This window comes from Paenibacillus tianjinensis (assembly GCF_017086365.1).
Taxonomy (GTDB): domain Bacteria; phylum Bacillota; class Bacilli; order Paenibacillales; family Paenibacillaceae; genus Paenibacillus_AQ; species Paenibacillus_AQ tianjinensis.
On the sequence record NZ_CP070969.1, the window covers coordinates 4,526,428 to 4,552,934 of the forward strand.

The following is a 26,507-nucleotide window of genomic DNA, read 5'->3' on the forward strand; positions in this document are numbered from 1 at the left end:
CCGCTTACTAAAAAGTGGAAGAGATGCGGGGCGTATCATTGAGGTGTCGTCACATGCAGGCTTTTTCAAAAGGTGTATAATAGTAGGAACTTACCAAAAAAGGATGTCATGACATGCTTCTTGCTGTGAACCGTGTGCTTAACCGGATGATGCCGCTGATCACTCCGCTGAGTGTCCTGACCGGGGTACTCTGCGGCAGTGCGCTTACTCCTTACACCTTTTTGTCTCCCTGGCTGTTTGCTTTTATGACGTTTGCCGGCAGCATCAGTCTTGGATTTAAAGATTTTGTGAATGTGCTCAAAAAGCCCGTGCCCCTGTTCGCCTGCTTATTTATCCTTCATCTGGCCATGCCGCTGGTTGCCTTCGGACTCGGGAATGTGCTCTACCACTCGGATGAATTCACCATCACCGGCCTTGTGCTTGCTGCGGTGATTCCTACGGGGATCAGCAGCTTTATCTGGGTCAGCATTTATAAAGGCAACACCGCTCTTACCCTCTCGATTATTCTGATCGACACGCTGCTGGCTCCCTTTATCGTACCGGGTGTCCTTTCCGTGCTGATTGGAACCAGTGTGGAGCTGGATACCTGGGCCATGATGAGCAGCCTCTTCTGGATGATTGTCGTGCCCTCTCTCCTGGGTATGGTGCTTAATGAATGGAGCAAGGGTGCGGTCGCTCCCGTATGGAGCCCGAGACTGAACCCTCTATCCAAACTGTTCATGGCTGCCGTGATTATGATTAACGGCTCCGTCATTTCCCCTTACCTGGCGGACATCAATCTTCATCTGGTTGGTCTGGCCGCTGTCATTGTGCTGATGGCTTCCACCGGCTATTGTCTTTGCTTTCTCATCGCCAGGCTTCTGCGCTGGAACGAAGCAGATGAAGTCGCCCTGCTCTTCAACGGCGCCATGCGCAATATCAGCGCCGGCGCGGTACTCGCGGTGTCCTATTTCCCCGCTCCGGTCGCCGTCCCCGTCGTACTAGGCATGGTGTTTCAGCAGCTGCTCGCTTCGCTGGTAGGCTTCCTTCTTGGCCGCCGCTCCAAGGTAAATCAGGCAGCCGACCGCACTTCAGCGGCTTGAGCGAAGGCCGGGGATCGGTGAGTAAGCCCCCGGCCTCTAACTCGGTCTAGCAGAAAGCCCCGCTGTAGGCTAAGGTTCTGGAGCCGAGAGGGCTGCTGCCCGAATGAGGCGAAATCAAAGGGATTTTTACCTTTAATTCCCCCATATTGCCCGCCTGCGGCGAAATCAAGGGGATTTTTACCTTTAATTCCCTCATACTGCCCACCTGTGGCGAAATCAAGGGGATTTTTACCTTTAATTCCCCCATACTGCCCACTTGCGGCGAAATCGAAGGTACTTTGGACCTCCGTCAAGAAAGTGGACACCAAAAGACAAAATTAAGCTGCTTTTCGCTTGAATTTCGCGGCGAACTGGACCGGAGATATGTAGCCCAGAGCGCCGTGGATTCGTTTGCGGTTATAGAAAAATTCAATGTACTGGTAGATTTCTTCATAGGCCTGTTTCTTTGTTTTAAATCGAGTACAGTACACAAACTCTTTTTTCAACAGGCTATGAAAAGATTCAATACAGGCATTGTCGTAACAGTTGCCTTTGCGGCTCATACTTGCCTTCATGCGGTATTTCTTCAACTGTTTTCGGTAGTCGGCAGAGGCATATTGTGATCCGCGGTCCGAATGGTGGATGAGGTCTTTCTTGGGGCGTTTAGCCTTGTAAGCATCGTCCAGGGCACCTAAAACAAGATCGGTGGTCATACGGTCGCCCAGCCTCCAACCTACGATTTCCCGGGTGCAGAGGTCAAGCACGCTGGCGAGATACATCCGCCCTTCCCGGCAGGGGATATAGGTGATGTCTGCGACCCAAGTCTGATTCGGTTTTTCGGTGAAAAATTGCTGGTTCAGTAAATTAGGTGCAACAGGCAAATCGTGGTTGGAGTCGGTCGTATTCACGCGGAATTTCTTTGCTACACAGGACCGGAAACCCAGCTCTCTCATGTACTTCCCTACGGTGCGCTCGCTGACTACATGGCCTTCACGCTGCAGGAGAATCGTGATTTTGGGACTGCCATAGCGGCCCTTTGTATCGTGAAAATAATAGGTAATCCGCTGGCACAGCAGCGCTTTCCGGGCTGCTTGTAGACTTGGCTTTGCGGTTCTCCACTTGTAATACCCGCTCCTTGATACCTCGAGGGTGCTGCACATCTTCTCCACAGAATACCGGGAGCGGTGATCTTCGATAAACTGAAATCTCAGTTCTTTGGATTGCTGAAGATGTGCACTGCTTTTTTTAAAATTTCCATTTCCTCGGCCAAGTCGGCCAGTTGCCGATCTCGTTCTTTCAGCTGGCGCTCGAGCTCTTTAACCTTTTCCGGACTGGACACAGGCTCACTCTGAAACTGCCGGTATTTTCCTAGCCATTGATGTAGGGTTTTTGCAGGGATATCGAGCTCCTGGGCCAGTTCCGCCACCGTCTTGGTCTGCTCTTGGATATACTTTACCGTCTGCTTTTTAAACTCGTCGTTATAGCTTTTTCGTGTTCCACTCATGTGGACACCTCCTCGTTAATCTCATTATCTCTGGGCTTTTAACGGGTGTCCACTTTTAAGACTAACAGCACTTTTCCCCTTAATTTCTCATTACTGCCCGTCTGTGCCGGAATCAAAGGTACTTTTCCCCTTAATTCCTCCATACTGCCAGCTTGCGCCGAATTCAAAGGTACTTTTACCATTGTGTAAATAATAGGTAATCCACTGGCACAGCAACGCTTTCCGGGCTGCTTGTAGACTTGGCTTTGCGGTTCTCCACTTGTAATAGCCGCTCCTTGATACCTCGAGGGTGCTGTTACATTTTCTCCACAGAATACCGGGAGCGGTGATCTTCGATAAACTGAAATCTCAGTTCTTTGGATTGCTGAAGATGTGCACTGCTTTTTTTAAAATTTCCATTTCCTCGGCCAAGTCGGCCAGTTGCCGATCTCGTTCTTTCAGCTGACGCTCGAGCTCTTTAACCTTTTCCGGACTGGACACAGGTTCGCTCTGAAACTGCCGGTATTTTCCTAGCCATTGATGTAGGGTTTTTGCAGGGATATCGAGCTCCTGGGCCAGTTCCGCCACCGTCTTGGTCTGCTCTTGGATATACTTTACCGTCTGTTTCTTAAACTCGTCGCTGTAGCTTTTTCGTGTTCCACTCATGTGGACACCTCCTCGTTACTCTCATTATCTCTGGGCTTTTAACGGGTGTCCACTTTTAAGACTAACAGCACTTTTACCATTAATTCCTCCATACTACCCGTCTACGGCGAAATCAAAGGTACATTTACCTCTATTTTCCCCATACAGCCCGCGTGCGCCGATATCAAAGGCACTTTTACCCGGGCACGCAGCTCTCGCCAACAGATTCTCGGGTGCCCCACACTGGTCAGGTGCTGAAGCAGGCCGTAGCTAAAAAAGCCTAAGCTTAGTAAAAATAAGAGGTCGGCGACAATCCAGGTCGTTGATCTCTTATTTGTTGGAATTTTCATTATATGTTAGAATACCTAACACAATATCCAATAATCCGCTCTAAAAAAAGCATAAATATGAATAAATAAAAATTTATATGTCATCATTATTGACATTTTCAGTGTGACTATTTATATTGACAATATAAGATTTCAACGACACAGCATTGTGTCAACAAAGGAAACAACGGGTTCTCCCCACAATGTTGTGGCTGGATGGCCTGTTGTACCGGCATTCTTACATTTGTTTATAAAGTCAGCTACGATGACGTGGCTGCAATTGGCAACGGGGCCGATTAACACAATCCGCAGGTATGCGGGTTCTGTCAGTCGGCCCTTTTTTGTCGATTCACTTACTTGGGGTTTATTAAAAGGAGGATGTCAGCAATGGAAGCAAAAAGTTTTCGCAAGGCGGGTCATGCCCCGAGTTTATTCTCAGCTTTTTTGTACTTTGACGTAAGTTTCATGATTTGGGTGCTGTGCGGAGCGCTATCGCTCTACATTACCAAGGACTTCGGATTGTCAGATACCCAAAAAGCAACCATGGTCGCCATCCCAATCCTCGGCGGCTCGATCTTCCGGATTCCAATGGGGATCCTGGCAGACCGCATCGGGAGCAAAAAAGCGGGTCTGACCGGGATGTTCCTCACCATTATTCCCCTCCTGTGGGGCTGGCTTGGCGGAAGCAGCCTGCTGCAGATTCATATGATCGGATTCCTGCTCGGTTTCGCAGGTGCAAGCTTTGCCGTATCGCTGTCCCTTGCAAGCCGCTGGTACCCTCCGCAATATCAGGGGCTGGCGATGGGTATTGCCGGTGCAGGAAACAGCGGAACCGCGCTGGCTACCTTTTTCGGACCGCAAATCGCCCAGGCTTACGGATGGCACAGTGTATTCGGACTCGCGCTGATTCCTCTGGCGATCGTTATGATTGTTTTTGCCATATTAGCTAAAGATGCCCCGAATGCCCCTGCACCTAAACCGCTCAAAGATTACCTCAGCGTCTTCAAGCATGCGGATACCTGGTGGTTCTCGATGTTCTACGCCATTACCTTCGGCGGGTTTGTCGGGTTCGCCAACTACGCGAGCATTTTCTTCTACGATGTGTACGGCGACGCCGCACACCCCGGCGGGCTGACCAAAATCCAGGTAGGATACCTGGTTACCATTACAGTTATCGCGGGCAGCTTCTTCCGTCCTTTAGGCGGCTGGATTGCGGACCGGATTGGCGGCATGCGTCTGCTGCTTGTTTTGTACAGTGTGATTTCGGTATGTGCGTTTGCCATTGCCTCAATGCCGGGTTCATTCCTTGTGATGCTGCTCTATACCAGCGTAATGATGGCCTGCCTCGGGATGGGGAACGGCTCGGTCTTTCAGATCATCCCTCAGCGCTTCTCCAGAGAGATCGGAGTCATTACCGGCATTGTCGGTGCAGCCGGAGGTCTTGGCGGATATCTGCTGCCGACTTACGTCCTGGGCCCGCTGAAGCAGTCCACAGGCTCACAGGTCACCGGATTTCTCGTGGTCGGTTCCATTGTGCTCCTCACCACCCTAATCTTCTACGCTGTAACAAGATCCTGGAGAAAGTCCTGGGCGAAGGCAGAGTCGGGTGTAAATTACTAATCAGCTCGTATAGAAAACTTCGGGGCGGTGAACTCACATGACAACTGACAAAGTTAAAAGCGTCTGTCCTTACTGCGGGGTTGGCTGCGGGATCATACTCGAAGTATCGGATAACCGCGTAGTCAAAATTACCGGGGATAAGGAGCATCCGGCCAATTTCGGCCGGTTGTGCACCAAAGGCAGCACCGCTGCAGCTGCGATTACGGAATCCGGCAGGATGGAGTATGCCTACAGCCGCCCCTCCCGGGGGGCTGAACCTGTAAAAATGGAAATCAGCGCAGCCATCTCCGAAACCGCGAAGCGGCTGCGCAGCATTCTGGAGGAACACGGCCCGGATGCCCTCTCCGTCTATGTATCGGGCCAAATGTCGCTGGAGGCCCAGTATCTGATTAACAAGCTGGCCAAAGGCTTCATCCGGACGCCGAATATTGAGTCCAATTCACGTCTGTGTATGGCTGGTGCCGGGAACGGCTACAAGCTCTCCCTGGGGGCGGATGGCCCTCCGGGTTCCTATCAGGACATGGATCAGACCGATTTATTCTTCGTGATCGGAGCCAATATGGCCGATTGTCATCCGATTCTGTTCCTGAGGATGATGGACCGGGTGAAGAACGGCGCCAAGCTGATTGTCGTTGACCCCCGGCGGACGGCTACGGCGGAGAAGGCGGACCTGTTCATGCAGATCAGACCCGGAACGGATCTGGCCCTGCTTAACGGACTGCTGCATCTGCTGGTAAAGAACGGCCATACGGACCCGGAATTTATCTCCCGGTTCACCTTGGGCTTTGAGAGCATGGAGGAATTCCTGGAGGATTATCCGCCAGATAAAGTCTCCGAAATCACCGGCATTCCGGAAGCGGATATCCGTCAGGCGGCCGAGTGGATTGGTGAGGCTCCAGAGTGGATGTCCTGCTGGACTATGGGTCTCAACCAGAGCATTCACGGCACCTGGCACACCAATGCTATTTGTAATCTGCATCTGGCTACAGGAGCGATCTGCCGTCCGGGGAGCGGTCCCTTCTCCCTCACCGGACAGCCCAATGCCATGGGCGGCCGGGAGATGGGCTACATGGGGCCGGGCTTGCCCGGACAGCGTTCTCTGGTGTCTGAGGCTGACCGCAGCTTCATAGAGAAGCTGTGGGAAATTCCCCAAGGCACTCTTAGAACGGATGTCAGTGCCGGTACCATCTCCATGTTCGAAAGCATGATCACAGGCCAGATCAAAGCCTGCTGGATCATCTGCACCAATCCGGTGGCTACCGTTCCGAACCGCAGGAAGGTCATCGCTGCCCTGGAAGCGGCAGAGCTGGTTATTACCCAGGACAGCTTCCTGGATACCGAGACCAACCGGTATGCGGATATCCTGCTGCCTGGAGCCTTATGGGCTGAAGGTGAAGGCGTGATGATTAATTCGGAGCGCAACCTGACCCTGATGCAGCAGGCCGTGAAGCCGCCTGGAGAAGCCATGCCGGACTGGCAGCTTATCGCTCGGGTAGCCGCTGAGATGGGTTATGCTGAGGCTTTTTCCTACTCTTCTTCAGCCGAGGTTTACGCGGAAATCCAGCAAGCCTGGAATCCGAAAACAGGATACGACCTGCGCGGGGCTACTTACGAACGGCTGCGGGAAACGCCAGTTCAGTGGCCAAGTGCGCCGGATCAGCCGAACGACCGGAATCCCATCCGGTATCTGAACCGTCAAGGCGGCACAGCACAGAACGAGCCTTCAGATAAAGGTTCTCCGGATCTTGTGTTCCCGACAGAAAGCGGAAAAGCTGTGTTCTGGGCACGTCCGTATATGCCGCCTGCAGAGCTGCCGGACAACGACTATCCCTTTGTGCTGAATTCCGGCCGTTTGCAGCATCAATGGCATACGCTGACCAAAACAGGCAAAGTCCAGAAGCTCAATAAATTAAATCCGGGACCCTTTGTAGAAATTCATCCGGAAGATGCTGAAGTCCTGGGAATTAAAGACCGGGAGCCAGTGGAGCTCCGTTCGCGGCGGGGGCTGGCTGTTCTTCCGGCGGTCCTCTCAGACCGTGTGCGCCCCGGCAACTGCTTTGCCCCTTTTCACTGGAATGATGTCTTTGGAGCTCAGCTGGCTGTCAATGATGTTACCAATGATGCCGTCGACCCAATGTCCTTGCAGCCCGAGTTAAAATTCTGTTCGGTGTCTCTGGTCAAGGCTGCAGTTCAGCCTGGCGGAGAACGGCATACGCCGGCCAAAGACCAGAGTCCGGCTTCACAGCCAGCCAGCACTGAGACCATCCACCCTGAGGAGGCCGTAACGATGAAGCAGCTCGACACACTCGCAGGTCTGCTAGGGATTGAAGTCCCTGCAGCCCTGAATCTGGATAGCCACGAACAGGCTTATCTCTCCGGCTTCCTCACCAGCCTGCGCACCGAGGCTGGCGGGTCCGCTTCCGGCATCCCGGTTCTTCCGTCCAGCGCACCTTTTGAAGCACCTACCCGTTTCTTTGTAGATGGCCTGCTCGCAGGCATGTTCTCCCGCGTCCCGCTTACCGGAGCGGAAGCATACGCAAGAACAGTAACGCTAACAGAATCAGACCCATCAGTGGCTGCCCCGCTGCCGGAGAGTACCGCTGCGGCCAAGCTTCCGGTAACTATTCTTTGGGCTTCACAGACGGGGAATGCGGAGGGTGCAGCCATTGACTGCGCCAGGAAGCTACAGCAAGCCGGTTATGATGTACGGCTCGTAAATATGAACCAATACTCCGTGAGCGATCTGGCCAAGAACCGGTTTGCCCTGTTCATCGCCAGCACCTTCGGAGCCGGGGACCCTCCGGACAATGGCGAAAGCTTCTTCCAGTCCCTTCAGGTAGAGAATGCCCCCCAGCTTCAGGGTCTGCGTTATGCTGTGCTCGCTTTCGGGGATTCCAATTACGATCTCTTTTGCGGCTTCGGGCGGAATCTGGATAACCGCCTTACGGAGCTTGGCGCGCAGCGGCTGCTTGACTGTGCCCATTGCGATACAGACTTTCAAGAGCAGGTGGATGCTTGGACGAATGATATCTCTGAACTGTTGAGCGGATTTACAGGCAGCCCGAAGCCCGGTGTACCTGCCGAAGCAAGCCGTAATTCGTCCCCTCAGCTTGCTGTATCCGCTCCGGTAGCTTCAAGTTCAGAACCGCACGGATATCACCGGAACCACCCGGTATCGTCCAGACTCCTATTCAAGCAGAACCTGAACAAGGCCGGATCTGAAAAAGAAACCCGCCACTACGCCTTCGACCTTAAGTCTGCCGGGGTCCAGTTCGAAGCAGGCGATGCTCTGGGCGTGTGGCCTGCCAACTGCCCGGATCTGGTCCACGAGCTGCTGCATACGCTGGGCATTAATCCCTCTACTCCGGTGCTTGTCAAAGGACAGGGAGAGATGCCGGTGACCGAAGCGCTGCTCCAACATTTCGAGATTGCCCGGGTGACACCGGATATGCTCCGTTTCATCCGTGACCGCTCTCAGGATGCCCGGTTAAGCAAGCTGCTAGACAATGAGAACCCGGCGGAGCTCAAGCAATGGCTGTGGGGCCGCCAGCTGATCGATGTGCTGCAGGAATTTCCGGTTCCCCTCAGCGCACAGGAGCTTATGGAGCAGCTCAAGCCTTTGCAGCCCCGCCTCTATTCGATTTCTTCCAGCCCGAAAGCCAGTCCGGACGAGGTTCATATTACCGTTTCCACTGTCCGCTACGAGAGTAACGGCAGCGCCCGCAAGGGAGTATGCTCCACCTTTCTTGCGGATCTCGCTACCGAGGATACGGACATTCCCATTTTCATTCAAAAGAATGCCCATTTCCGCCCGCCGGCTAATCCCGATGCCCCGATGATTATGGTCGGTCCGGGCACAGGCATTGCACCGTTCCGGGGCTTCTTGCAGGAACGCAAAGCAACCGGGGCCAAGGGAAAAAACTGGCTGATCTTCGGGGAACAGCGGAAGGAAAGTGATTTCTATTTCCGCGAGGAGCTTGAGGATCTTCAAAAGGAAGGCTTCCTGCACCGGCTGGATACGGCCTTTTCCCGCGATCAGGCGGACAAAGTTTATGTACAGCACCGTATCCTTGAGCATGGAGCCGAGCTCTGGGCCTGGCTTCAAGAAGGCGCGCATTTCTACGTATGCGGAGATGCCCAGCAAATGGCCAAAGAGGTAGATGCCGCGCTGAAGATGGTTATCCAGCAGCACGGCGGCATGACAGCGGATGAAGCGAATCATTATGTAAAAGAAATGTCCTTATCCAAGCGGTATGCGCGGGATGTTTATTAAGCAGAAAGTGTTAAATCATATGGCAAAAAGATGCATAAAATCGTCCGGCAACGATCAACCTACAGGTTAGCGTCCTAACGGCGCTCTAATCACAGGAGGTGATTGTACAAATGGCAAAGCCGGATAACCGTGCAGACAATGTTGAGCATTTACAGCAAAGTATTCAGCACACCATGCAAAACCTGCATGAGGCCGAAGACTATTTAAACGAGTTTTCTTCTGAAATCAGCAGCAAAGAACGTGAACAAATCGAGGCAAAGAACGAACGACGCAAAGAAAGCATCAAAGGCTTCCGCGAGGAAGTTAAGGACGAAGCCGCGCATTCCGAGGAGTAGACAGCTAATGGCGATGCCCCCATTTCACCGGGGTGCATCGCCATTTGTTTAATTCGGCCCTACGCTCATATGGGCTGTTTCTCTATTGCGCTCTACTTGTGCGGGAACTTGTGAACAGCTGGCATGATCCCGAAGGAAGCCTGCTTTTTAGCTTATTATCAATTATTTACCTTTGTTCTCCTCAATGTTACCCAGCCTATCCCGCATCTCCGCATAAGCCTCAGGTGTACCGACATCCTCAATGGCACCCTCCGTAAAATAGGCACGGATCTCCTGGCGGGAGTGCAGCCACTCAGGGAAATAACTCGGCGCATCCGGGTTGCCCCCTTCGGCGAGATAACGGGAAAACAGCGGCAGCGTTGAACGCTTATAGATATAGAGTGCAAATACACCTATGTTCGTCCGGGGCGACTGCGGCTTTTCTTCCAAAGAAAGGACACGCATCTCCTCATCCAGCTCAGCCACGCCTACACTGCGGAGCTCCTGGATATTATCTACCGTCCGGACCAGAATACAGTCTTTGTCCACCTGATGAAAATAATTCAGATACCCCTCAAGGCCAAAGCCGAGCACATTGTCGCCTGCCAGAACCAGCAGATCCTCCTTGAGGTGTTCCCGTTCAATGACAAACTGGATATCACCGACCGCACCTAACCGTGTATCAGGGGAAGATGTGCCGTCATTCAGAATACGGACAGGCTTCGTCCCGCCATAATCAAGATGCCACTGCTGAAAAGCGCCGAAGAAGCGCTCATTCGTCACAATCAGAATCTCCGTGATTTCCTTCAGAACCTCCAGCCGGTCCACCAACAGATCCAGAATCGTGCGGCTTCCTTGAATCGGCAGCAGCGGCTTTGGCGTATCCTTCGTTAACGGATAAAGACGGGTCGCATACCCCGCAGCCAAGATTAATGCTATCATCCTGTTCGCTCCCTGCCCTGAATATTTCCCTTAACTATAACCCACAGGGAACATCAAGCCAAGTCTGCTGCTGCACCTTCATAAGCTATTTCTTCATCTGAAATCGCCGGTATCTCATTACTTTTTTGTACATGGACTTATTCTTGAGCTGATTAAAGATGTAGGGATCCGGATTCATATTCACTTCAATAATCCATGGCGTCAGTGACCGGTCCAATCCGACATCTACGCCAATCTGCACAATCTTCGGATAGGTTTTCTGCATATGAGCTGCCATGCGGACGCCAAGCGTGCTTAGTTCACCCGTCAGCTGAGTAAGCCTCTGTGCCGGCAGATGGGTACTGAGTAAGGTTTCGATCGCCGTTGGTTTGCCGCCGCTGTGGTAATTCGTAACAATCTTGCGCGGATGGCCCAGCCGGCCGATAATTCCGGTAGCTTCCCAGACTCCTTTGGGACTTAACTGCACCATTACCCGGATATCGAAACGGCGGCGGTTATGCTTCAGCAGGTGAATCCCTTTTTGAATCAGATACCTTCTGCCGCCTGTCTTCTTCGCCAGACTTTGATGAAAGGAATCAAAGGTGTCGAAATGGCGGACCGTTTCTTCATATTGGTAGGTGAAGCCCCCCCGTTCCCCCCGCTCCGCGCGGATTACGCCATTCCCGTAGGTTCCCCTTTCGGGCTTGACGTAGATCATTCCATAGCTGTAGATCATCTGCTCCAGATTGCGTCTGGTAAATCTCCGGGTATCCGGGATATAGGGTCTGATGGAAGCACTCTGAAGCAGCAGCTTCGTTTTTAGCCATTTGCTCTGCAATGAAACAGCTTTTCTTGCCTTCACACCTGCACTCTCCTGTCCGAAAAGGGTTACCCTTTTCCTGATTTACAAAGTCAGTGCATCCTATGCAGAATCAGGCGAGGCGGAATGAACCATCTGTCCCGTCCGGGAATATTAAGTTTCAGCTTTCCTTTGCCCGGTCATCCCATGAGGCTCAGGCATATTCTAGTGCAGACGCGCAAGTGTCAATTTGTGCACGGAGATGAACCTAATGTCTACAACCTCAGCAGGCTCACACGTTAGCGGCCCTTCTATAGACGTACTAATCCCGGCCATTGAAAAGGATCTGGCCACCCTTCCCTATGTGATCGACAGTCTTCGCCGCTATGTACGCCACCCCATCAGCCACATCTATATCGTCTCACCCGGCAGCAGCAGAATCAGGGAAATGTGCTCTCGCAAAGGCTGTATTTTCGTCGATGAGACTACCGTTCTGCCGTTTACCAAAAAGGACATCCGTTATTCCTCCTCCCGCTGGAACCGTTCCGGGTGGCTGTATCAGCAGCTGCTTAAGCTGAATGGGGATCATATCTGCCGGGAAAATTATTTTTTGGTTATCGATGCCGATACGGTGCTGATTCGCCCCCACCGGTTCCGTTCAGAGGGTAAAACCGTCTTTTACTGCCGCAATTGGAGCCAGCCGGAATATTTCCGCACTTACCGGAAGCTGATGGGAACCGCCGCACCTTCTCCCAAATCCTTTGTGACGCATTATATGCTGTTTGAGAAATCTAAGCTTACCGCTTTAAAAAGAACCATTGAAGCCCGTCATGGAATGCCTTGGCATGCCGCCATTCTCCGCAGTATCGACAGGAAAAAGCAGTTCGGCTTTTCCGAATTTGAAACGTACGCCAATTATGTGTACAGCGGTAACCGTGCCTCGGTTCTGCTCAGAAATGCAAATAATAAAGCGCTAAAAACCTCAGCATCCGCCGTAGGAACCAAACAACGCCGGAAGCTGGCGCGTACCTACCGGTCCATTTCATTCCATCAGCGTAAGGGATACTCCATTCCAGCCAAGCATTAAGAAAGTAGAGCGCTTTGCCTGCCACTCTTCTCTTCGGCGGTTCCGGTAAGCGGTGTGCCCGCTGCCGGGCCGAATCCGCTCAACAAGGTACTGAAGTCATTGACAAAAAATTGAAAAACCCCGTAGATTAAAGTAAACTAATAGTGTAATCAACTGCACTTAAGTGAATTTTACGGAGGGATCTATGTTGGGAAGCGCAGAACGAAGAAGCAGAGAGATGGAGCTTCGCAGGAAGGACATCATAGAAGCCGCAGAGCATGTATTTTTTGAAAAGGGCTATGAACGCTCTACTATGGATGATGTGGCCAAGCAGGCCGAATTCAGCAAAAGAACTCTGTACGCTTACTTTAACAGCAAGGAGCAGATTTATTTTGAAATTATGATCAGGGGGTACCGGCGCTTAATCGGCCTCTTACAAGACAAGCTTCAGGGGAACAACTCCTTTAGCGCAATGGAAGCACTCTGGGAGATTACCTCGGTTTACTATGAGTTTTCCTGCGGGGAGCCGCATTATTTTCAGGCCATTATTGAATATGAGAACAGCCTGGTTGATTTTCAGAACGGGATACCCGATGAGTCCAGGGACGAATGTTATGCGCTCGGGGAAGAAGCTCTGCAATTCGTGAAAACTGCACTGCAAAAAGGTGTGGAGGACGGCAGCATTCGTGCGGATCTGCCGGTGGATCAAGCCACAATGACCTTATGGGCCAGTATGCTTGGCATATTCAGCACGGTAAGGACCAAGAAGCATTACCTTGAGCGCTACTATAAAATCGGTCCCGGTGAATTCATCCAGGAATCGTTCCACCTGCTGCTCCGTTTCCTGGAACCGGCTCAATAATCGCGTTAAAGGAGAATAGATATGAAGAAAGCGGTGAAGAAATCTGTGAGTCTTGTTCTAATAAGTCTATCCGCCTTAGTGCTTCTTATCGTTGGCATTTTATTCTACATAAGCGGTGTTCTTCAGAAACCAGCCTATCTTGAACCGTGGAATACGACCTATGCTGCACAATTCGGCGATCCGCGGATCCGCCTGGCTGCACACGGCCTGCTTGCCGCAAGCGGACATAATATGCAGCCCTGGAGAATCGCGCTAAGCGGCAGTGAGCCGATGAGCTTGTACCTCTACGCAGACAGCAGTCGGATGAGCAAGGAGGCTGATCCGCTTGCACGGCAGATGATGATCTCCCAGGGAACCTTCCTGGACTATATCGATGTAGCCGGCCAAAAGCTGGGATATGCGGTTGGCTTAGACCTATTTCCCATGGGTCAATATAATGAGCAGACGCTCGCACAAAGTATGGATACTTACCCCGTTGCAAAACTAACGCTGCGAAAGCGCCCGCCCCAAGACACCCCGTTATATGATGACCTATTTCTCCCCGATACTAACCGGATGGCGTATTCGCCAGTTCCATTAACCAGGCAACAGATTGAACAGCTGGAAGCTGTCAGTGATGACAGCGGCGTGTCCATCCGCATTGTTCAGGACAAGGCTAACCTGGATAAGCTGGGCCATTATGCCATGCAGGGGGCTGCCATCGAGGCAGCGGCAGCATCTGTAGCCAAAGAATCCGAGGACATCTTCCGTGCGAATGAGCGCGAGAAAAATCAATACCGTTACGGGTTCTCCGTAGAGGGCCAAGGCACTACCGGCTTCATGAAACATATCATGCAGGGACTCGTCACCCTCTTCCCGTCCATGAACAGCGGAAAAGCTGCGGAGGACCGGCTGATCCAGTCTGTTCAGACAGCGGTGGACAGCACGCCGGCCTATGCCCTAATCCTAACCAAAGACAACAGCCGTGACAGTCAGGTACGAAGCGGAATCGTATACAGCCGGCTGATTCTGGAGGCACATCAGCTGGGGCTGGCCATGCAGCCGCTCAGCCAGGTACTGGAGGAATATCTGCAGATGCAGGAGCCTTACCGGGCCATTCACCGGGAATACGCCCCAGGTGGCGGTACAATCCAGATGCTGGTGCGCTTGGGCCAGCCTATTAAAGAGGCTCCGCTCAGCATGCGCCGTGAGGTAACGGAGCTGCTTATCCCCGCTGATGCCAAGTAAGAACCGGTAACATTTTGAATTAGCTTACGGAACCGAGGATGTGGTTCCGGCTTCTGGACCGCGCGGAGCGAAATCAGAGGGATTTTTACCTCTGATTCCTGCTTCTGGGGCGCGCGGGGCAAAATACAGAGGGATTTTTACCTCTGATTCCTGCTTCTGGGGCGCGCGGGGCGAAATCAGAGGGATTTTTACCTCTGATTCCGGCTTCTGGGGCGCGCAGGGCGAAATCAGAGGGATTTTTACCTCTGTTTCCGTCTCCTGGACCGCGCGGGACTTCCGCTAAACCGCTTCTTCCCGCAGATCATGCTCCATGAAGAGGATGTCGCGCTTCATTTCCTTCATGCCCTGTCTGGAGATTCGTCCGGTCTCGAACATGGCCTGAAGGTTGTCCCGCTCCAGCTGAATTCCGGCCCGGGCCAGCTCCTGCAATGACAGATCGTAATCCTCGCGGGTGCCAGTACCTGATTGATTTCTGTTCAGACGAAGCAACATCCGTTCATATTGCAGAATGAATGCACTGACCGTTTCCATCTCAGGCTTTCCCTCCGCAAGGAGCGCGTTTAGCTGTTTGAGTACATAAGAAATGTTTTGAATTCTGAGTCTGGTCCGTTCGGCTCGTCTTTCGCGGAAGCTTAGGCGGGCCTGCTGCAGGATGCCAACCACATCATCCCATTGCTTAACAGGGAACAACTCTCTTTTATACCGGGCATCCTTCGTACTCATATACAGCATCTGGTTAATTCTTCTCAAATACCGGTAGCCGGTATAAGGATCGACTTCTTTCCGCTCCAGCGCAAGCAGCGTGTTCTCCCGTTCCCATTGCAGGACCGACAGGCCCAGGGCACGCTGCATGTTATCACTTCTGTCGTCCTTCCGGAGCGTGCGGATTCTGGAGGTATACGTATTGATGAGCTGAACGGCAGCCAGCCGGTTCTGGTCTGTGGTCAGATCGTTTAAGCCGGCAACCACATTTCTCAGAATCTCAATTTTGGCCTGTACCTCCTCTTCTTCCTGCGCCGTTGCCGGCTCTTTCCCGAGCAGCAGCGGCAGCAGATAATTGGAGGCCAGCAGTGTCCACAAAATCACGCCGGACGCCAGGAAGATGATGAGATCCCTCGATGGAAAGGCAGTTCCATCATTAAGATAAAACGGCAATGACAACGTACTCGCCAGTGTGATCGTTCCCCGGACGCCCGACAGGCAGAGGATCAGCGCCTTTTTGAATCTGCCCTTCCCCGAGCTGCGTTCTCCGCCGTCCTCCGGGACATCTATTAGAAGTACCCAAATCAGCCGCAGCCCGAGTACGGCTGCTGTCAACAATAGAGTGTACATCACGACTTTGAAATTCCCGATTTCCGGGCTGTTCCAAATCGTCTGAATAATCTCCGGCAGCTGTGTGCCGAGCAGCAGGAAGACCAGGCCGTTCAGTACAAAGATGATAACGGACCAGGTGCTTTTGGAGACAACCCGCAGCTTGGCTACCTCGGGATTCATTTTCTTATAGCTGAAAGAATGGGCAATCCCTGCAGCGACTACGGCAAGAATGCCGTTGACCCCCAGTTCTTCTGCCGCCATAAATATCATAAAGGGTGTCAGAATCTCAATCAGCATATGGAGTGTAACGTTCTCCATGCCGAGTCTGCGCAGCCATTTTACCACTCCATATTTCACCAGTGTGAGCAGAAGACCCAGGGCCACCCCGCCAAGTGAGATGGAAATAAAGCTGAGCCCGGCGGACTTGAAGGAGAACATTCCGGTAACCATAGCGGCTGCGGCAAATTGAAAGGATACCAGACCCGATGCATCATTAATCAAAGATTCTCCTTCGAGGATCTGCATCGTCCGGTGAGGGATTTTGACCTTCTGCTCCAGCGCACCCACGGCCACAGCATCCGTAGGCGCCAGGGCTGCCGCCAGCGCAAAGGACGCCGCCAGCGGGATCACCGGAAGCAGAGCGTGTACAAAATACCCCACAGCACCGACCGTTAGGAACACGAGACCCAACGCCAGCAAAAGAATGGGCTTCTTCAGCTTCCAAAGCGCCTCTTTATCCGCGTGCCTTCCGTCATTGAACAGCAGCGGTGCAATGAACAGCAGCAGAAACAGCTCCGGGTTTAATATCACTTCATAATGCAGGGGCAGCCAGGTGATCGCCATTCCGAGCGCGATTTGGATAATCGGCACAGAGACCGACGGAATAAACCGGTTCACCAGATTGGATACCGCCAGCGCTGCCAGCATGAGTAAAATATATTCAAACAATTCCAAAGGTTGATTACCTCCATCTCTGTAGTCGGACATCATGTAGTGTAATCTATGAATTCAAACGGAATGTAAATACGCCACATCCTTATTTTTTATCGGGAATCACTAAATTCTTCATTAACTTACTTGATTCTAAACTCCTTGATTTTTAAATACAGAGATGGTATAAATTGCTGAAAGATTACATCAACCGAGGAGTTTACAACGATGAATAAACCTGTTCGTTTTGGGATTATCGGTAGCGGCTGGAGGGCAAATTGTTATATAACGCTGGCTCCAAAACATCCGCAGCAATTTCAGGTCACCGGCTTATGGATTCGCAACCCTTCCAAATACCAGAATCTAATCGACAAATGGAAGCTGCCTGTCTACAGTTCAATCGAAAGTCTTGCTGCTGACAGCGACTTTGTGGTCTTGGCGGTATCTAAGGACGCTGCTGTCTCTTTACTATTAGAATTGAATGCCTTAAAAATACCGGTGCTAGCCGAAACTCCAACTGCTGCAACGCTTCCCGATTATGAGAGACTCCTCCCCATAGCCGGTTCCACCTCTATCCAGGTTGCAGAGCAGTATCCGCTTCATCCTCACCATCAGGCCAGAGCAGCATTGATTCAAGCCGGATTTCTCGGACAGGTATGCCATGTTCAAGCCTCTGTGGCGCATGGTTACCATGGTATCAGCCTGATCCGCAAATGGCTCTCCGTCTCTGAAGTATCATGTGAAATCACAGCCCGCCGGCTCGAGGTTCTCATCATGGACTTTTCATACAGAGGCAAAGAGGCCGAAGATACCTTGAAGATGGAGCAGCAGGATATCGCCATTATGGTTTTCCCGTCCGGCAAAAGCGCCGTGCTGGATTTTACACGCTCACAATATTTTTCTCCGCTCCGCACTAACCGGGTCCTCATCCGCGGTTCACATGGTGAAATCCGTGATAATGATATTGTCCGACGTCTGGGTACCGATGAAACAGAATACCTCCAACTGAAACGGATACAAGGAGGACAGGAGGGAAGTTTGGAAAGTCTCGCACTCTATGAATTGCGGGCAGGCCAGCAGTGTCTGTTCCGGAATCCCTTTCATCCTTCCCCTTTGTCCGATGAAGAGATTGCCATGGCTCAATCCTTGTTAAATATGGCGGACTACCTGCAGACGGGAATCTCATCCTACTCCTTATCTGATGCATTAAAGGATGTAAGGGTATCACTGGCGATAGAAGAGGCCATCACTCTCGGGCGTACTGTAACCTTGCAATAAAATAATCCCAGGATGCCTTACTCCTACCACGGCAGCGTATTTCCGGCATAATCGGTTAGCGTAAGCTCCAGCCCCTCTTCATCCTGCTTCAGGCGGTTCTCAATCCGTTGCAGAATATATGCGGCCGATTCATCAGGAGTGAGACTCCCTGCCTCGTCCAGCTTCCCCTGCATATAAGTCTGCACATGCCCCGGATGAATGACCATCACCTTACCGCCCTGCCCCGAGATCCCATTGTGGATCAGCTGAGACTGCATATTGAGCGCTGCCTTGGACATACAATAGGCGTACCAGCTGGTACGCCGGCAGGCTCCGATGCTCCCGGCCTCTGAGGAAATATTAACGATTAGCCTGCTCTCGCTGCGCAGAAGCGGTTCAATGAAGCCATTCGACATCCGTAGCGCTCCCAGCGTATTTACCCGGAATACCTGCTCCATTTCTGCAAAATCCAGCTCTTCCTGCACCGTAGCCTGTATATCCCCCAGAACCGCACCATTGTTAATCAGAATGTCCACCCGGTCCGTAACTGCTGAGACTTCGTCCAGCGCAAGCTTCACACTATCTTCACTGCTTATATCCAGCTGCAGTACCTGCAGCCGCTCTTTATGGCTTGCCTTAAGCTGACCGAGTGCATTATCATTCTCTTGTTGAAACTGCCCGGCAAACACATGATAACCCTGATCCAGCAGCTGCTTAACCAGACTGAGTCCTACACCCCTGTCTGCGCCGGTTACCACAACCCATTTCTTTTGCATCGTTCCGCCTCCTGCTGATTCGATAAGTACACTTGCGGGATAACCCTCACTAAGGAGATGATACCACTGAAACCCGTCATACAGCTGCTGCATTTTGGCTATCATCAGGCGATGAGCTGTATTTTTCCTGTTGCAATCTTTGGAACCCTGGCGCTTTCCGGCATGGTTGAGATCCCTTTCATCTACCGTTATGATGCTGTGCTGATTATACTCCTAACTGTGCAGTATCTGATGTACCGCAGCGGACTCGAAACTTGGGATGAAATCAAAGTAATCTGTGTATTCCATTTGATTGGCCTGCTTCTGGAAATCTATAAGGTCAGTATGGGATCCTGGTCCTACCCTGAGCCCGGGCTTACAAAGATATTTGGTGTCCCGCTCTATAGCGGATTCATGTATGCGAGTGTTGCAAGCTTTATGTGCCAGATCTGGCGCAGGCTGAAGATGGACATGACCGGCTGGCCGGGGCTTGCATCTGCGTGGATACTTGGAGGCGCCATCTATCTGAACTTCTTCACCCATCATTTTCTTCCAGATTTCCGCTGGCTGCTGACCGCCCTTGTGTTCGTTGTCTTTTGGAGAACCTGGATCATTTACCGGGTACGCTCCGTAACCTACCGGATGCCGTTATCACTGGCTTTTATCATCGTCGGATTTTTTATCTGGCTGGCCGAGAATATTGCTACCTTTTTTAATGCCTGGAAATATCCTGACCAGCAGCAGGCCTGGCACCTCGTCAGCTACGGCAAGATCAGCTCGTGGTTCCTGCTTGTCATTATTAGCGTCATTATTGTAGCCCAGTTAAAACATGTTAAAGCGGGGATGGGGAAGTCATAATATGAAACCGAAGTTAATATTGATTGAAGGATTACCGGGCTCCGGGAAAACAACAACCGCGAACCTGATCCATGAGCTGCTCACGGAAATGAACCTTAGCGCCCGGCTGTTCTTAGAGGGAAATGCAGACCATCCTGCTGACTATGAGGGGGTCGCCTGCTTTACGGCAGCTGATCTCGCTGAATTATGGAATGACCATAGCAAGTATAAAGAGTTATTGAGTGAGCGGTTGATTACACAAGGTGACCGGCACTTTCTGGAATACCGGAAAATAAAACAGGAATTAGGAACGGATTTCCCGGATGTTCTGCTGGCTGACGTCTCCAGACATGATATTTATGAATTGCCGCTGGAGCAGAACAGGATTCTGATTACAGAGCGTTGGAGAAGATTTGCAGCGGATGCTATACACAGCCCGGACACCTATATCTTTGATTGCTGTTTCATACAAAACCCGGTAACTGTAGGGATGATTAAATATGGCGCAGCAAAAGAAGCCGTTATAAGCTATGTCGAAGAGCTGGCCGCAATAGCCAAGCCGCTTAAGCCGTTGTTGATATACGTAGAGCAGAATGATCTCGATCGTTCATTCAGAAAGGCAGTTCACGAAAGACCCATAGAATGGTCAGAGGGATTTATAGATTATTATACAAACCAGGGATATGGAGCGCAGCAGGGGTATCACGGGTTAGAAGGAGCTTTGCAGGTGCTGAAGGCCCGAAAGGAGCTGGAAACAGAAATATTCAGCGACCTGCCCATAGCCAAACACAGAGTCGATAACTCCGCATATGATCTGAGCGGTTATAAGCAGGCATTAGCAAGGATTCTGGCAGATCATTTCAGAGGACAAAAACAAGGGATTGTTAGGGGGATCAAGTAGATGGATCAGAAATACCCAATTGGCACTTTTCAATTTGATGATGAAATTACTAACAAGGTTACAAGTGTTTGGATAAACGAGATTGAAGATTTACCAGGATTATTACGGGATGCTGTAAAAGACTTAGATAATGCGCAACTAGATACAGATTATCGTTCCGGAGGATGGACGGTACGGCAAGTAATACATCATCTTGCAGATAGCCATATGAATGCTTACATTCGCTTTAAATTGCACTTACAGAAGAAAGTCCTATCATTAAACCCTATGATGAAAAGAAATGGGCTGAATTATCAGATTCTAAGTTGCCCGTTGATACTTCACTTTTACTCCTCGAAACATTGCACAAACGCTGGACTAACCTGTTACGTGATCTAACTCCTACTGATATGGAAAAGACCCTTATTCATCCAGAATCAGGTGAAGTTTCAATAGGTAAAAATATAGGAATCTATGCTTGGCATGGTAAGCATCATCTTGCACATATTACTTCTTTGCGTAACCGTAAGGGCTGGTAAAAATAAAGGGGGCTGTCCCATAAGTAAACATTCTACAAAAGAAACAGCCCATACTGCTTCGAGTGCAGTAAAAAGACAGTAAGGCATCTATTCTCCCGTTATTGGAGAATAGATGCCTTGCGTTTTTGGTGCACCGCGGCTTGTTTTAGTACATTATGGGCAAGCGAAAGCGTACGGCAAGGGCGTAGCCTTCTTCGCTTTGCAGGATGTCCCGTGCCTGCTTCTGGTACCGCTCCAGACTGACAACCACTTCCCGATTTCCTGCTGTCTTCCTACAGCGTTCCTTCAGTGGACAGCCTTCACAGCTTTGGCTTCGGTGATCCGCGGAAAAGCGGTAGCGGTCGCCTTTGTGTCCGGATTTTCACCGCTAAGGAGAATAAATAAAATCTGGACACAACAGCGATTGGAACAACGGTCCGTTCGCGGAGCGTCCATCCAAGTGAAAACGTACATCCGACTCAAACCAATGGGGCGTCCCAAGCAGCCATTTCACGGCTTTTGGAACAGCCCCTTTTCAGTTAATCATCTTGCAGGAGCCTCGTTTGAGCAACACCGCATCATAAACAATATGCTGATGGCTTGACCGTCCGGAAATGAGGTCGAACAGGACACCCACACTGGATAGAGCCATTTCGGTACCCGGCTGGCTGATGGTATCGAGCGAAGGATGATAATATTCAGCCATTTCGATCCCGTCAAAGCCGATGATCGAGATATCATCCGGGATCGACAGACCGGCGGTAAGCACCGCTTTGGCTGCACCGATCGCAATCGTATCCGAAGCGGCGAACATTGCTGTAAGTCCCTTGTTCTTATTCAGCAGTCTCCGCGCGGCATTGAAGCCCGAGCTCGGACTATATTCGCAGTCCTCGACTAGCCCGGCATCGTAAGGCAGGCCATGCTCTTCGAGCGCTTGCTTGTAGCCCAGAAACCGCCGGTTGCCTGTCGTCTCATCCAATAAAGGAGACTTCGCCAGGAATCCGATCCTTGTATGCCCGAGGGAGATCAGATAATTGGTGGCTTTATAGGCTTCCTTCAACTCATTGATAATCACACTGGAAAAGATGGCCGGGTCCACTTCCTGCGTAGAGGTGATAGTCGTCAGCACAAACGGAACCGTCAGCTGCTTGAACTTCTCCTCGGAATGATTGTAGGTTCCGCCCATGAAGATAATCCCGCACAGATTCTTCTCCTTCACCAGCTGGATGGCCGCATTGATCTCATCCGTTCCATCCTCCACCTGCTGGATCAGAAACGGATATCCGCGCAGATTAACCTGCCGTTCAATTTCCTTGATCATATTGGAAAAGAACGGATTGGTGATCCCTTTGACCATCAGTGCTATATTCTTAGACTGTGTTGTTTTCAAATTCCGCGCGTTGGAATTGGGAATGTAATTGTATTCCTTGACTACACTCAGCACTTTTTCCCGCGTGGCTTTGCTAACGAGTCCCTTGTTATTGATTACCCTGGAAACCGTTGAGATGCCCACACCGGAAATCCGCGCGATATCCTTGATATTTACGTCCACTTTACTCCTCCATTTATGGATAAAGGAGCTATATCGGATCATAGCTCCTTTACACCTTTTAACATTCCTTAGTTGACAGGAACAAATTCAGCCAGTTGCTTCTCTACTTCGGCAATGACCTTGTCAATTCCTGCTTTTTTCAGCTGATCGCGGTATTCTGCAACGGCTTCCTTAGGATCTTTGCTGGTTTTGCCCAGCATCAGCTGGATGCCCAGCTGTGAATTTACGTTCGAGATCGAAGCAATTTCCGTAGTCACATTGGATGGATCGAAGCTGAAGCCATTGTAAGGATCATCGATTGCAACTTTATCCCATTCTGCGAACAGGGAGTTACGGACCGGATTTTCGGTATCGCTTGGAATCACGAACTTATCATTGCGGAGCGACCAGGCTGCGAAGCCGCCGCCGTCTGTTTTTTCATTGTAGCCTGCTGGGAACTTCTTAATACCGTTTTCGATCACATACTGCTTGCCTTCAATACCGTATTGAATGAGGTTGTAGTAGCTCTCATCCGTCATGAACTTCTCAATGACCATCAGCGCACGTTCCGGATTAGCCGAATTGGTGCTGATTACCGTCGAGTTGTCTACACCCATCTTACGTTTGATTTTCTTATTCGCTTCTGCGAAGGTGAAGAAATAGGGATCCGACTCCGGCTGTGCCTTCATATCTGCACCATATTGGCCGATCCAGTCCTGGGCATGGGTCAGATAACCTGCAGAATTGGCGGCTCTGAAATTATCCTTGCCGCCCAGAGTAGCAGACAGCACGTCCTTGCTCCAGTAGCCTTTATCCGCCCATTCACGCATCTTCACCGCCCAGTCTTCGAACTCCTGGGTGAAAGCCGGATGGAAGACGGTTTTATAATCCTCGGGACTCTTCGTAACGAGATTCAGCTCATTCAGAGAAATCCCCGGTGCATTCAGCCACATTCCCGTAGTATCGACCAGCATTCTGAACATGTTCTCCGCATCTTCCGCCTTGCCGTTAATCGGCGGGTAGGATTCATTCGCGACCACGTTATCCATATATTTTTCCATATCCGCAATCGAAGTGATTTTGTCCATGCCGTATTTCTTCAGCAGGTCTGAACGGTAGGCATAACCGTAAGGGGTGTATTCACTGTACAAGCTCGGAACACCATATATTTTGCCTTTGTATTTCGTGTTCTGCCAGGCGCTGTCCGGAATTTCCGCCTTCAGCTTCGGCGCAACCTTGTCCAGCATCTCCGTGATATCTACCAGTGCGCCTTCACTAGCCAATGTAAAATAGGAGACCGGTGCTCCCGGAGAAGCGTGCGACATATCAAAGCTTTCGCCGGAAGCGAATAAGAGCGGGTATTTGGTGGCAATATCCGGCCAGTCAATATACTTCACTTCAATGGTAGCGTTGAGATCCGCCTTGAGCTTTTTATTAATCTCGCCGAGGATGGCCTTGTTTTGAACTCCTTCACTGCCCCACAGGTAATACGTCAGCTTGGCTTCTTTGGAAGTATCCACTCCGCCTGTGTTAGCAGAAGTTTCCGGTGCTTTCGTGGCTGCCGCATCATTAGCCGGCTCATTGTTGTTAGAGGAACAGGCTGACAAAACTCCGCTAAGCATGAGGACAGCAATTAAAGAAGACGCAATCTTTTTACCTTTCATTCGGTAAGCCTCCCTTTTCTCTTCTATTTACGAATGTCTTCATTTATAATAAACGCCCCCTGAAGGCAGACGTCCATTAACCCTTTACAGCCCCGATGGTCAGGCCGGTTACGAAATAACGCTGCACAAACGGGTATAGCAGAATGATCGGTCCGGTAGCCAGCACCGCCGTAGCCATCTTGATCGATTGGGTCGGAAGATCGGCGGTATTGATGACCGCTCCCGAATTGATCAGCGCTCCAAGATTCGTCTGGCTGACCATCCGCTGTAAAAAGTATTGAAGCGGATACTTGGCCGGAGTGTCGATGTACAGCATCCCGTTATACCACTCATTCCAGAAGCCGAGCGCCGAGAACAGCCCGATCGTAGCCAGTGACGGAACCGCCAAGGGAATAAAAATCCGCCAATAGATGCGGAAGTCACCGGCACCGTCAATCGTCGCAGATTCGTACAGGGAGTCCGGAATCGCCTTCATGAAATTACGCATCAGGAAAATGGACCAGGCGCCCACCACTCCCGGCAGAATCATCGCGAACAGGCTGTCCTTCAGATGGAGGTGTTTGACCATCAGAATATAGGTGGGAATCAGGCCGCCGCTGAAGAGCGTTGTGAAGTAAATCAGGAATGAAAAGAAATTCCGGTATTTGAAATCCTTGCGGTTGAGCACGAACCCGGCCATCGACATCATAAACAGTCCAAGCACAGTACCCACTACGGTGATAAATATCGTGACCTGGTAAGCATTCACCAGCTGGGTGGAGTTATTCAGCAGCAAGTCGTAGGCTTTGAATGAAATTTCCTTGGGCAGCAGCTTGTAGCCTTCACGGACAATCTCCTGCTCGTTCATGAACGAGGAAGAAATCATCAGCGCAAAAGGAAACAGGCAGAACAGCGCGAATATTGCGACGCAGAGATAGCTGATCACTTTAATGAAGGTACTGCCGGAGTCCTGTTTGATCGTATTCTTTTCCATCATCATCACCCCTGTTTCGATCTAAAATAGTGCGCTGTCCGGTTCGACCTTGCGAACGATAAAGTTAACCACCAATACCAGAATCAGACCGAATAAGGATTGATAGAAGCCTACCGCCGCTCCCATGGAGAAGTTGAACTGTCCCACCAGTGAACGGAAGACGTACGTATCAATGATATCCGTCTGCGGATACAGTACGGAGTTGGTGCCGATCAGATTATAGAACAGGTCGAAGGAGCCTTTGAGAATACCGCCCATCCCGAACAGCAGCAGCAGAATAAAGGTTGGCTTCAGAATCGGCAGGGTCATATAGCGGATCCGCTGCCAGGTTGTAGCTCCATCCATATAGGCCGCCTCATACAGATCATGATTGATTCCAGTGATGGTGGCGAGATAGACAATCATGCCGTAGCCGGTACTGGCCCAAATCTTGAAGGCGACGATAATATACTTCCAGATGCCCGGATCAGAATAGAATTCGTACCGGTCGAGCCCGGTGTTGACCAGCAGGGTATTGATAAAACCGGAGTTGAAGTTGAAGATATTGTAGGCAAACACGCCGACAATAACCATGGAAATGAAGTTCGGCAGGAGAATAACGGACTGGGAGACCTTCTTAAACCATTTGCCCGAGATTTCAGACAGCATAATCGCAAATACGATTTGAATGATATTGCCCAGCGCCAGAAAGACGAGATTGTAGAGCAGCGTATTTTTCGTAATATTCCATAGATCACCGTTCTGCACAAGGAATTCGAAATTCTTCAGGCCGATGAAATGGCTTCCGAAAATACCTTTGTTGAGATTGTAGTCCACAAATGCGACATAAGCGCCGGGCATTACCGCATAGTGGAAAATGACGAAATACAGGATTACAGGCAGCAGCATGAGAAACAGGACTTTGTTTTTTATGATTTCCCTGACAATATTCCCACCCGTATGCATAAGTCTTGCCAATGAGCCCACCTCCAATTTGAACGGTAATGAACGTATTGAACGGTATAGAAACGTTTCCATCATTTCTTTGGAACTCCCCTTGCGAAGAGCATACTCCTGAAATGTATGCGCTGTCAATTGAAATTATTTTTTAATTTTTAAGTACTAATGCCCTAGTTTTAGGGGTGAATTTTCTGAAACAGCGATAATTCCATAGAGGATTGACATTTTTTGCTTTGGATACTAATATCGAGGTGTATCTAACATGGAAACGTTTCTATCCCTTTTTTTGTGAAAAGATCACCCCTATAT

At 50.7% G+C, this 26,507-nt stretch carries 20 protein-coding genes and 3 pseudogenes; 11 read left to right on the forward strand and 12 right to left on the reverse strand.

What is annotated here, in order from left to right:
* Positions 1–113: 113 nt before the first annotated feature.
* The gene (locus tag JRJ22_RS21155) at positions 114–1,082 is read left to right on the forward strand and encodes a bile acid:sodium symporter family protein (RefSeq protein ID WP_206101370.1); all 969 of its coding nucleotides are present in this window, start codon (positions 114–116) and stop codon (positions 1,080–1,082) included.
* Positions 1,083–1,399: 317 nt separating this feature from the next.
* Here JRJ22_RS21155 and JRJ22_RS21160 read toward each other — a convergent pair.
* The 3 genes and pseudogenes from JRJ22_RS21160 to JRJ22_RS21170 form a co-directional block, all read right to left on the reverse strand.
* Positions 1,400–2,275: pseudogene (locus tag JRJ22_RS21160) on the reverse strand (IS3 family transposase); the annotation flags it as partial.
* Positions 2,269–2,565 (reverse strand): transposase, encoded by a 297-nt coding sequence (locus tag JRJ22_RS21165; RefSeq protein ID WP_206100472.1) that lies wholly within the window; start codon positions 2,563–2,565, stop codon positions 2,269–2,271. The gene JRJ22_RS21165 and the pseudogene JRJ22_RS21160, both read right to left, overlap by 7 nt.
* Positions 2,566–2,913: 348 nt before the next feature.
* A complete protein-coding gene (locus JRJ22_RS21170; RefSeq protein WP_206101371.1) occupies positions 2,914–3,210 on the reverse strand; it encodes a transposase in 297 nt (98 codons plus the stop codon).
* Between the two features lie 695 nt (positions 3,211–3,905).
* Between JRJ22_RS21170 and JRJ22_RS21175 the strand changes: the two genes are divergently transcribed.
* From JRJ22_RS21175 to tlp, 3 genes are all read left to right on the forward strand, one after another.
* Positions 3,906–5,138 carry an MFS transporter gene (locus tag JRJ22_RS21175; protein ID WP_206101372.1) on the forward strand — a complete coding sequence of 411 codons (1,233 nt, stop codon included), beginning with the start codon at positions 3,906–3,908 and terminating at the stop codon, positions 5,136–5,138.
* Positions 5,139–5,175: 37 nt separating this feature from the next.
* The gene (locus tag JRJ22_RS21180) at positions 5,176–9,411 is read left to right on the forward strand and encodes a sulfite reductase subunit alpha (RefSeq protein WP_206101373.1); all 4,236 of its coding nucleotides are present in this window, start codon (positions 5,176–5,178) and stop codon (positions 9,409–9,411) included.
* Positions 9,412–9,521: 110 nt separating this feature from the next.
* Positions 9,522–9,746: a small acid-soluble spore protein Tlp gene (gene tlp / locus JRJ22_RS21185; RefSeq protein ID WP_074088328.1), complete on the forward strand. Its 225-nt coding sequence runs from the start codon at positions 9,522–9,524 to the stop codon at positions 9,744–9,746.
* 162 nt (positions 9,747–9,908) lie between these two features.
* Here the strand turns inward: tlp and JRJ22_RS21190 are convergent, their stop codons facing one another.
* The gene (locus JRJ22_RS21190; protein ID WP_206101374.1) at positions 9,909–10,667 is read right to left on the reverse strand and encodes a nucleotidyltransferase family protein; all 759 of its coding nucleotides are present in this window, start codon (positions 10,665–10,667) and stop codon (positions 9,909–9,911) included.
* An 85-nt stretch (positions 10,668–10,752) separates the two neighbouring features.
* Positions 10,753–11,508 (reverse strand): YheC/YheD family protein, encoded by a 756-nt coding sequence (locus JRJ22_RS21195; protein WP_206101375.1) that lies wholly within the window; start codon positions 11,506–11,508, stop codon positions 10,753–10,755.
* Between the two features lie 208 nt (positions 11,509–11,716).
* On the opposite strand from JRJ22_RS21195, the gene JRJ22_RS21200 reads away from it, so the two are divergent.
* From JRJ22_RS21200 to JRJ22_RS21210, 3 genes are all read left to right on the forward strand, one after another.
* Complete coding sequence (locus tag JRJ22_RS21200) at positions 11,717–12,532, forward strand: DUF6492 family protein (RefSeq protein ID WP_206101376.1); 816 nt, start codon at positions 11,717–11,719, stop codon at positions 12,530–12,532.
* A gap of 184 nt (positions 12,533–12,716) precedes the next feature.
* The gene (locus tag JRJ22_RS21205; RefSeq protein WP_232380915.1) at positions 12,717–13,373 is read left to right on the forward strand and encodes a TetR/AcrR family transcriptional regulator; all 657 of its coding nucleotides are present in this window, start codon (positions 12,717–12,719) and stop codon (positions 13,371–13,373) included.
* 21 nt (positions 13,374–13,394) lie between these two features.
* The gene (locus tag JRJ22_RS21210) at positions 13,395–14,600 is read left to right on the forward strand and encodes an Acg family FMN-binding oxidoreductase (RefSeq protein WP_206101377.1); all 1,206 of its coding nucleotides are present in this window, start codon (positions 13,395–13,397) and stop codon (positions 14,598–14,600) included.
* A 279-nt stretch (positions 14,601–14,879) separates the two neighbouring features.
* Here JRJ22_RS21210 and JRJ22_RS21215 read toward each other — a convergent pair whose 3' ends face one another.
* Positions 14,880–16,868: a Na+/H+ antiporter gene (locus tag JRJ22_RS21215; protein WP_206101378.1), complete on the reverse strand. Its 1,989-nt coding sequence runs from the start codon at positions 16,866–16,868 to the stop codon at positions 14,880–14,882.
* Positions 16,869–17,072: 204 nt separating this feature from the next.
* Here JRJ22_RS21215 and JRJ22_RS21220 point away from each other — a divergent pair, with 204 nt between their 5' ends.
* Positions 17,073–18,122 (forward strand): Gfo/Idh/MocA family protein, encoded by a 1,050-nt coding sequence (locus tag JRJ22_RS21220; protein WP_206101379.1) that lies wholly within the window; start codon positions 17,073–17,075, stop codon positions 18,120–18,122.
* Positions 18,123–18,145: 23 nt separating this feature from the next.
* On the opposite strand, the gene JRJ22_RS21225 is transcribed toward JRJ22_RS21220, so the two are convergent.
* Entirely contained in the window at positions 18,146–18,877 is a 732-nt protein-coding gene (locus JRJ22_RS21225; protein WP_206101380.1) for an SDR family oxidoreductase, read from the reverse strand.
* Between the two features lie 57 nt (positions 18,878–18,934).
* Between JRJ22_RS21225 and JRJ22_RS21230 the strand changes: the two genes are divergently transcribed.
* From JRJ22_RS21230 to JRJ22_RS21240, 3 genes and pseudogenes are all read left to right on the forward strand, one after another.
* Complete coding sequence (locus JRJ22_RS21230; RefSeq protein WP_408637848.1) at positions 18,935–19,714, forward strand: DUF817 domain-containing protein; 780 nt, start codon at positions 18,935–18,937, stop codon at positions 19,712–19,714.
* Between the two features lies 1 nt (position 19,715).
* Positions 19,716–20,594, forward strand: coding sequence for a P-loop NTPase family protein (locus JRJ22_RS21235; RefSeq protein WP_206101381.1), 879 nt, complete (start codon positions 19,716–19,718; stop codon positions 20,592–20,594).
* A pseudogene (locus JRJ22_RS21240) lies at positions 20,595–21,112 on the forward strand (YfiT family bacillithiol transferase).
* A 169-nt stretch (positions 21,113–21,281) separates the two neighbouring features.
* Here the strand turns inward: JRJ22_RS21240 and JRJ22_RS21245 are convergent.
* From JRJ22_RS21245 to JRJ22_RS21265, 5 genes and pseudogenes are all read right to left on the reverse strand, one after another.
* A pseudogene (locus tag JRJ22_RS21245) lies at positions 21,282–21,443 on the reverse strand (transposase); the annotation flags it as partial.
* Between the two features lie 183 nt (positions 21,444–21,626).
* Positions 21,627–22,643: a LacI family DNA-binding transcriptional regulator gene (locus tag JRJ22_RS21250; protein ID WP_232380916.1), complete on the reverse strand. Its 1,017-nt coding sequence runs from the start codon at positions 22,641–22,643 to the stop codon at positions 21,627–21,629.
* A 68-nt stretch (positions 22,644–22,711) separates the two neighbouring features.
* Positions 22,712–24,286 (reverse strand): DUF3502 domain-containing protein, encoded by a 1,575-nt coding sequence (locus JRJ22_RS21255; RefSeq protein ID WP_206101383.1) that lies wholly within the window; start codon positions 24,284–24,286, stop codon positions 22,712–22,714.
* Between the two features lie 76 nt (positions 24,287–24,362).
* Positions 24,363–25,265 (reverse strand): carbohydrate ABC transporter permease, encoded by a 903-nt coding sequence (locus JRJ22_RS21260; protein WP_232380917.1) that lies wholly within the window; start codon positions 25,263–25,265, stop codon positions 24,363–24,365.
* Between the two features lie 15 nt (positions 25,266–25,280).
* Positions 25,281–26,225: an ABC transporter permease gene (locus tag JRJ22_RS21265; protein ID WP_332461409.1), complete on the reverse strand. Its 945-nt coding sequence runs from the start codon at positions 26,223–26,225 to the stop codon at positions 25,281–25,283.
* Positions 26,226–26,507: the final 282 nt, after the last annotated feature.

What these genes read in the sequence shown, in the direction of transcription:
- JRJ22_RS21205 (WP_232380915.1), top strand. Translation starts at nt 12,717, where the DNA reads ATGTTGGGAAGCGCAGAACGAAGAAGCAGAGAGATGGAGCTTCGCAGG.
- JRJ22_RS21190 (WP_206101374.1), bottom strand. Translation starts at nt 10,667, where the DNA reads ATGATAGCATTAATCTTGGCTGCGGGGTATGCGACCCGTCTTTATCCG.
- JRJ22_RS21175 (WP_206101372.1), top strand. Translation starts at nt 3,906, where the DNA reads ATGGAAGCAAAAAGTTTTCGCAAGGCGGGTCATGCCCCGAGTTTATTC.
- JRJ22_RS21255 (WP_206101383.1), bottom strand. Translation starts at nt 24,286, where the DNA reads ATGAAAGGTAAAAAGATTGCGTCTTCTTTAATTGCTGTCCTCATGCTT.
- JRJ22_RS21225 (WP_206101380.1), bottom strand. Translation starts at nt 18,877, where the DNA reads ATGCAAAAGAAATGGGTTGTGGTAACCGGCGCAGACAGGGGTGTAGGA.
- JRJ22_RS21235 (WP_206101381.1), top strand. Translation starts at nt 19,716, where the DNA reads ATGAAACCGAAGTTAATATTGATTGAAGGATTACCGGGCTCCGGGAAA.
- JRJ22_RS21165 (WP_206100472.1), bottom strand. Translation starts at nt 2,565, where the DNA reads ATGAGTGGAACACGAAAAAGCTATAACGACGAGTTTAAAAAGCAGACG.
- tlp (WP_074088328.1), top strand. Translation starts at nt 9,522, where the DNA reads ATGGCAAAGCCGGATAACCGTGCAGACAATGTTGAGCATTTACAGCAA.
- JRJ22_RS21210 (WP_206101377.1), top strand. Translation starts at nt 13,395, where the DNA reads ATGAAGAAAGCGGTGAAGAAATCTGTGAGTCTTGTTCTAATAAGTCTA.
- JRJ22_RS21200 (WP_206101376.1), top strand. Translation starts at nt 11,717, where the DNA reads ATGTCTACAACCTCAGCAGGCTCACACGTTAGCGGCCCTTCTATAGAC.
- JRJ22_RS21155 (WP_206101370.1), top strand. Translation starts at nt 114, where the DNA reads ATGCTTCTTGCTGTGAACCGTGTGCTTAACCGGATGATGCCGCTGATC.
- JRJ22_RS21220 (WP_206101379.1), top strand. Translation starts at nt 17,073, where the DNA reads ATGAATAAACCTGTTCGTTTTGGGATTATCGGTAGCGGCTGGAGGGCA.
- JRJ22_RS21260 (WP_232380917.1), bottom strand. Translation starts at nt 25,265, where the DNA reads ATGATGATGGAAAAGAATACGATCAAACAGGACTCCGGCAGTACCTTC.
- JRJ22_RS21180 (WP_206101373.1), top strand. Translation starts at nt 5,176, where the DNA reads ATGACAACTGACAAAGTTAAAAGCGTCTGTCCTTACTGCGGGGTTGGC.
- JRJ22_RS21230 (WP_408637848.1), top strand. Translation starts at nt 18,935, where the DNA reads ATGATACCACTGAAACCCGTCATACAGCTGCTGCATTTTGGCTATCAT.
- JRJ22_RS21170 (WP_206101371.1), bottom strand. Translation starts at nt 3,210, where the DNA reads ATGAGTGGAACACGAAAAAGCTACAGCGACGAGTTTAAGAAACAGACG.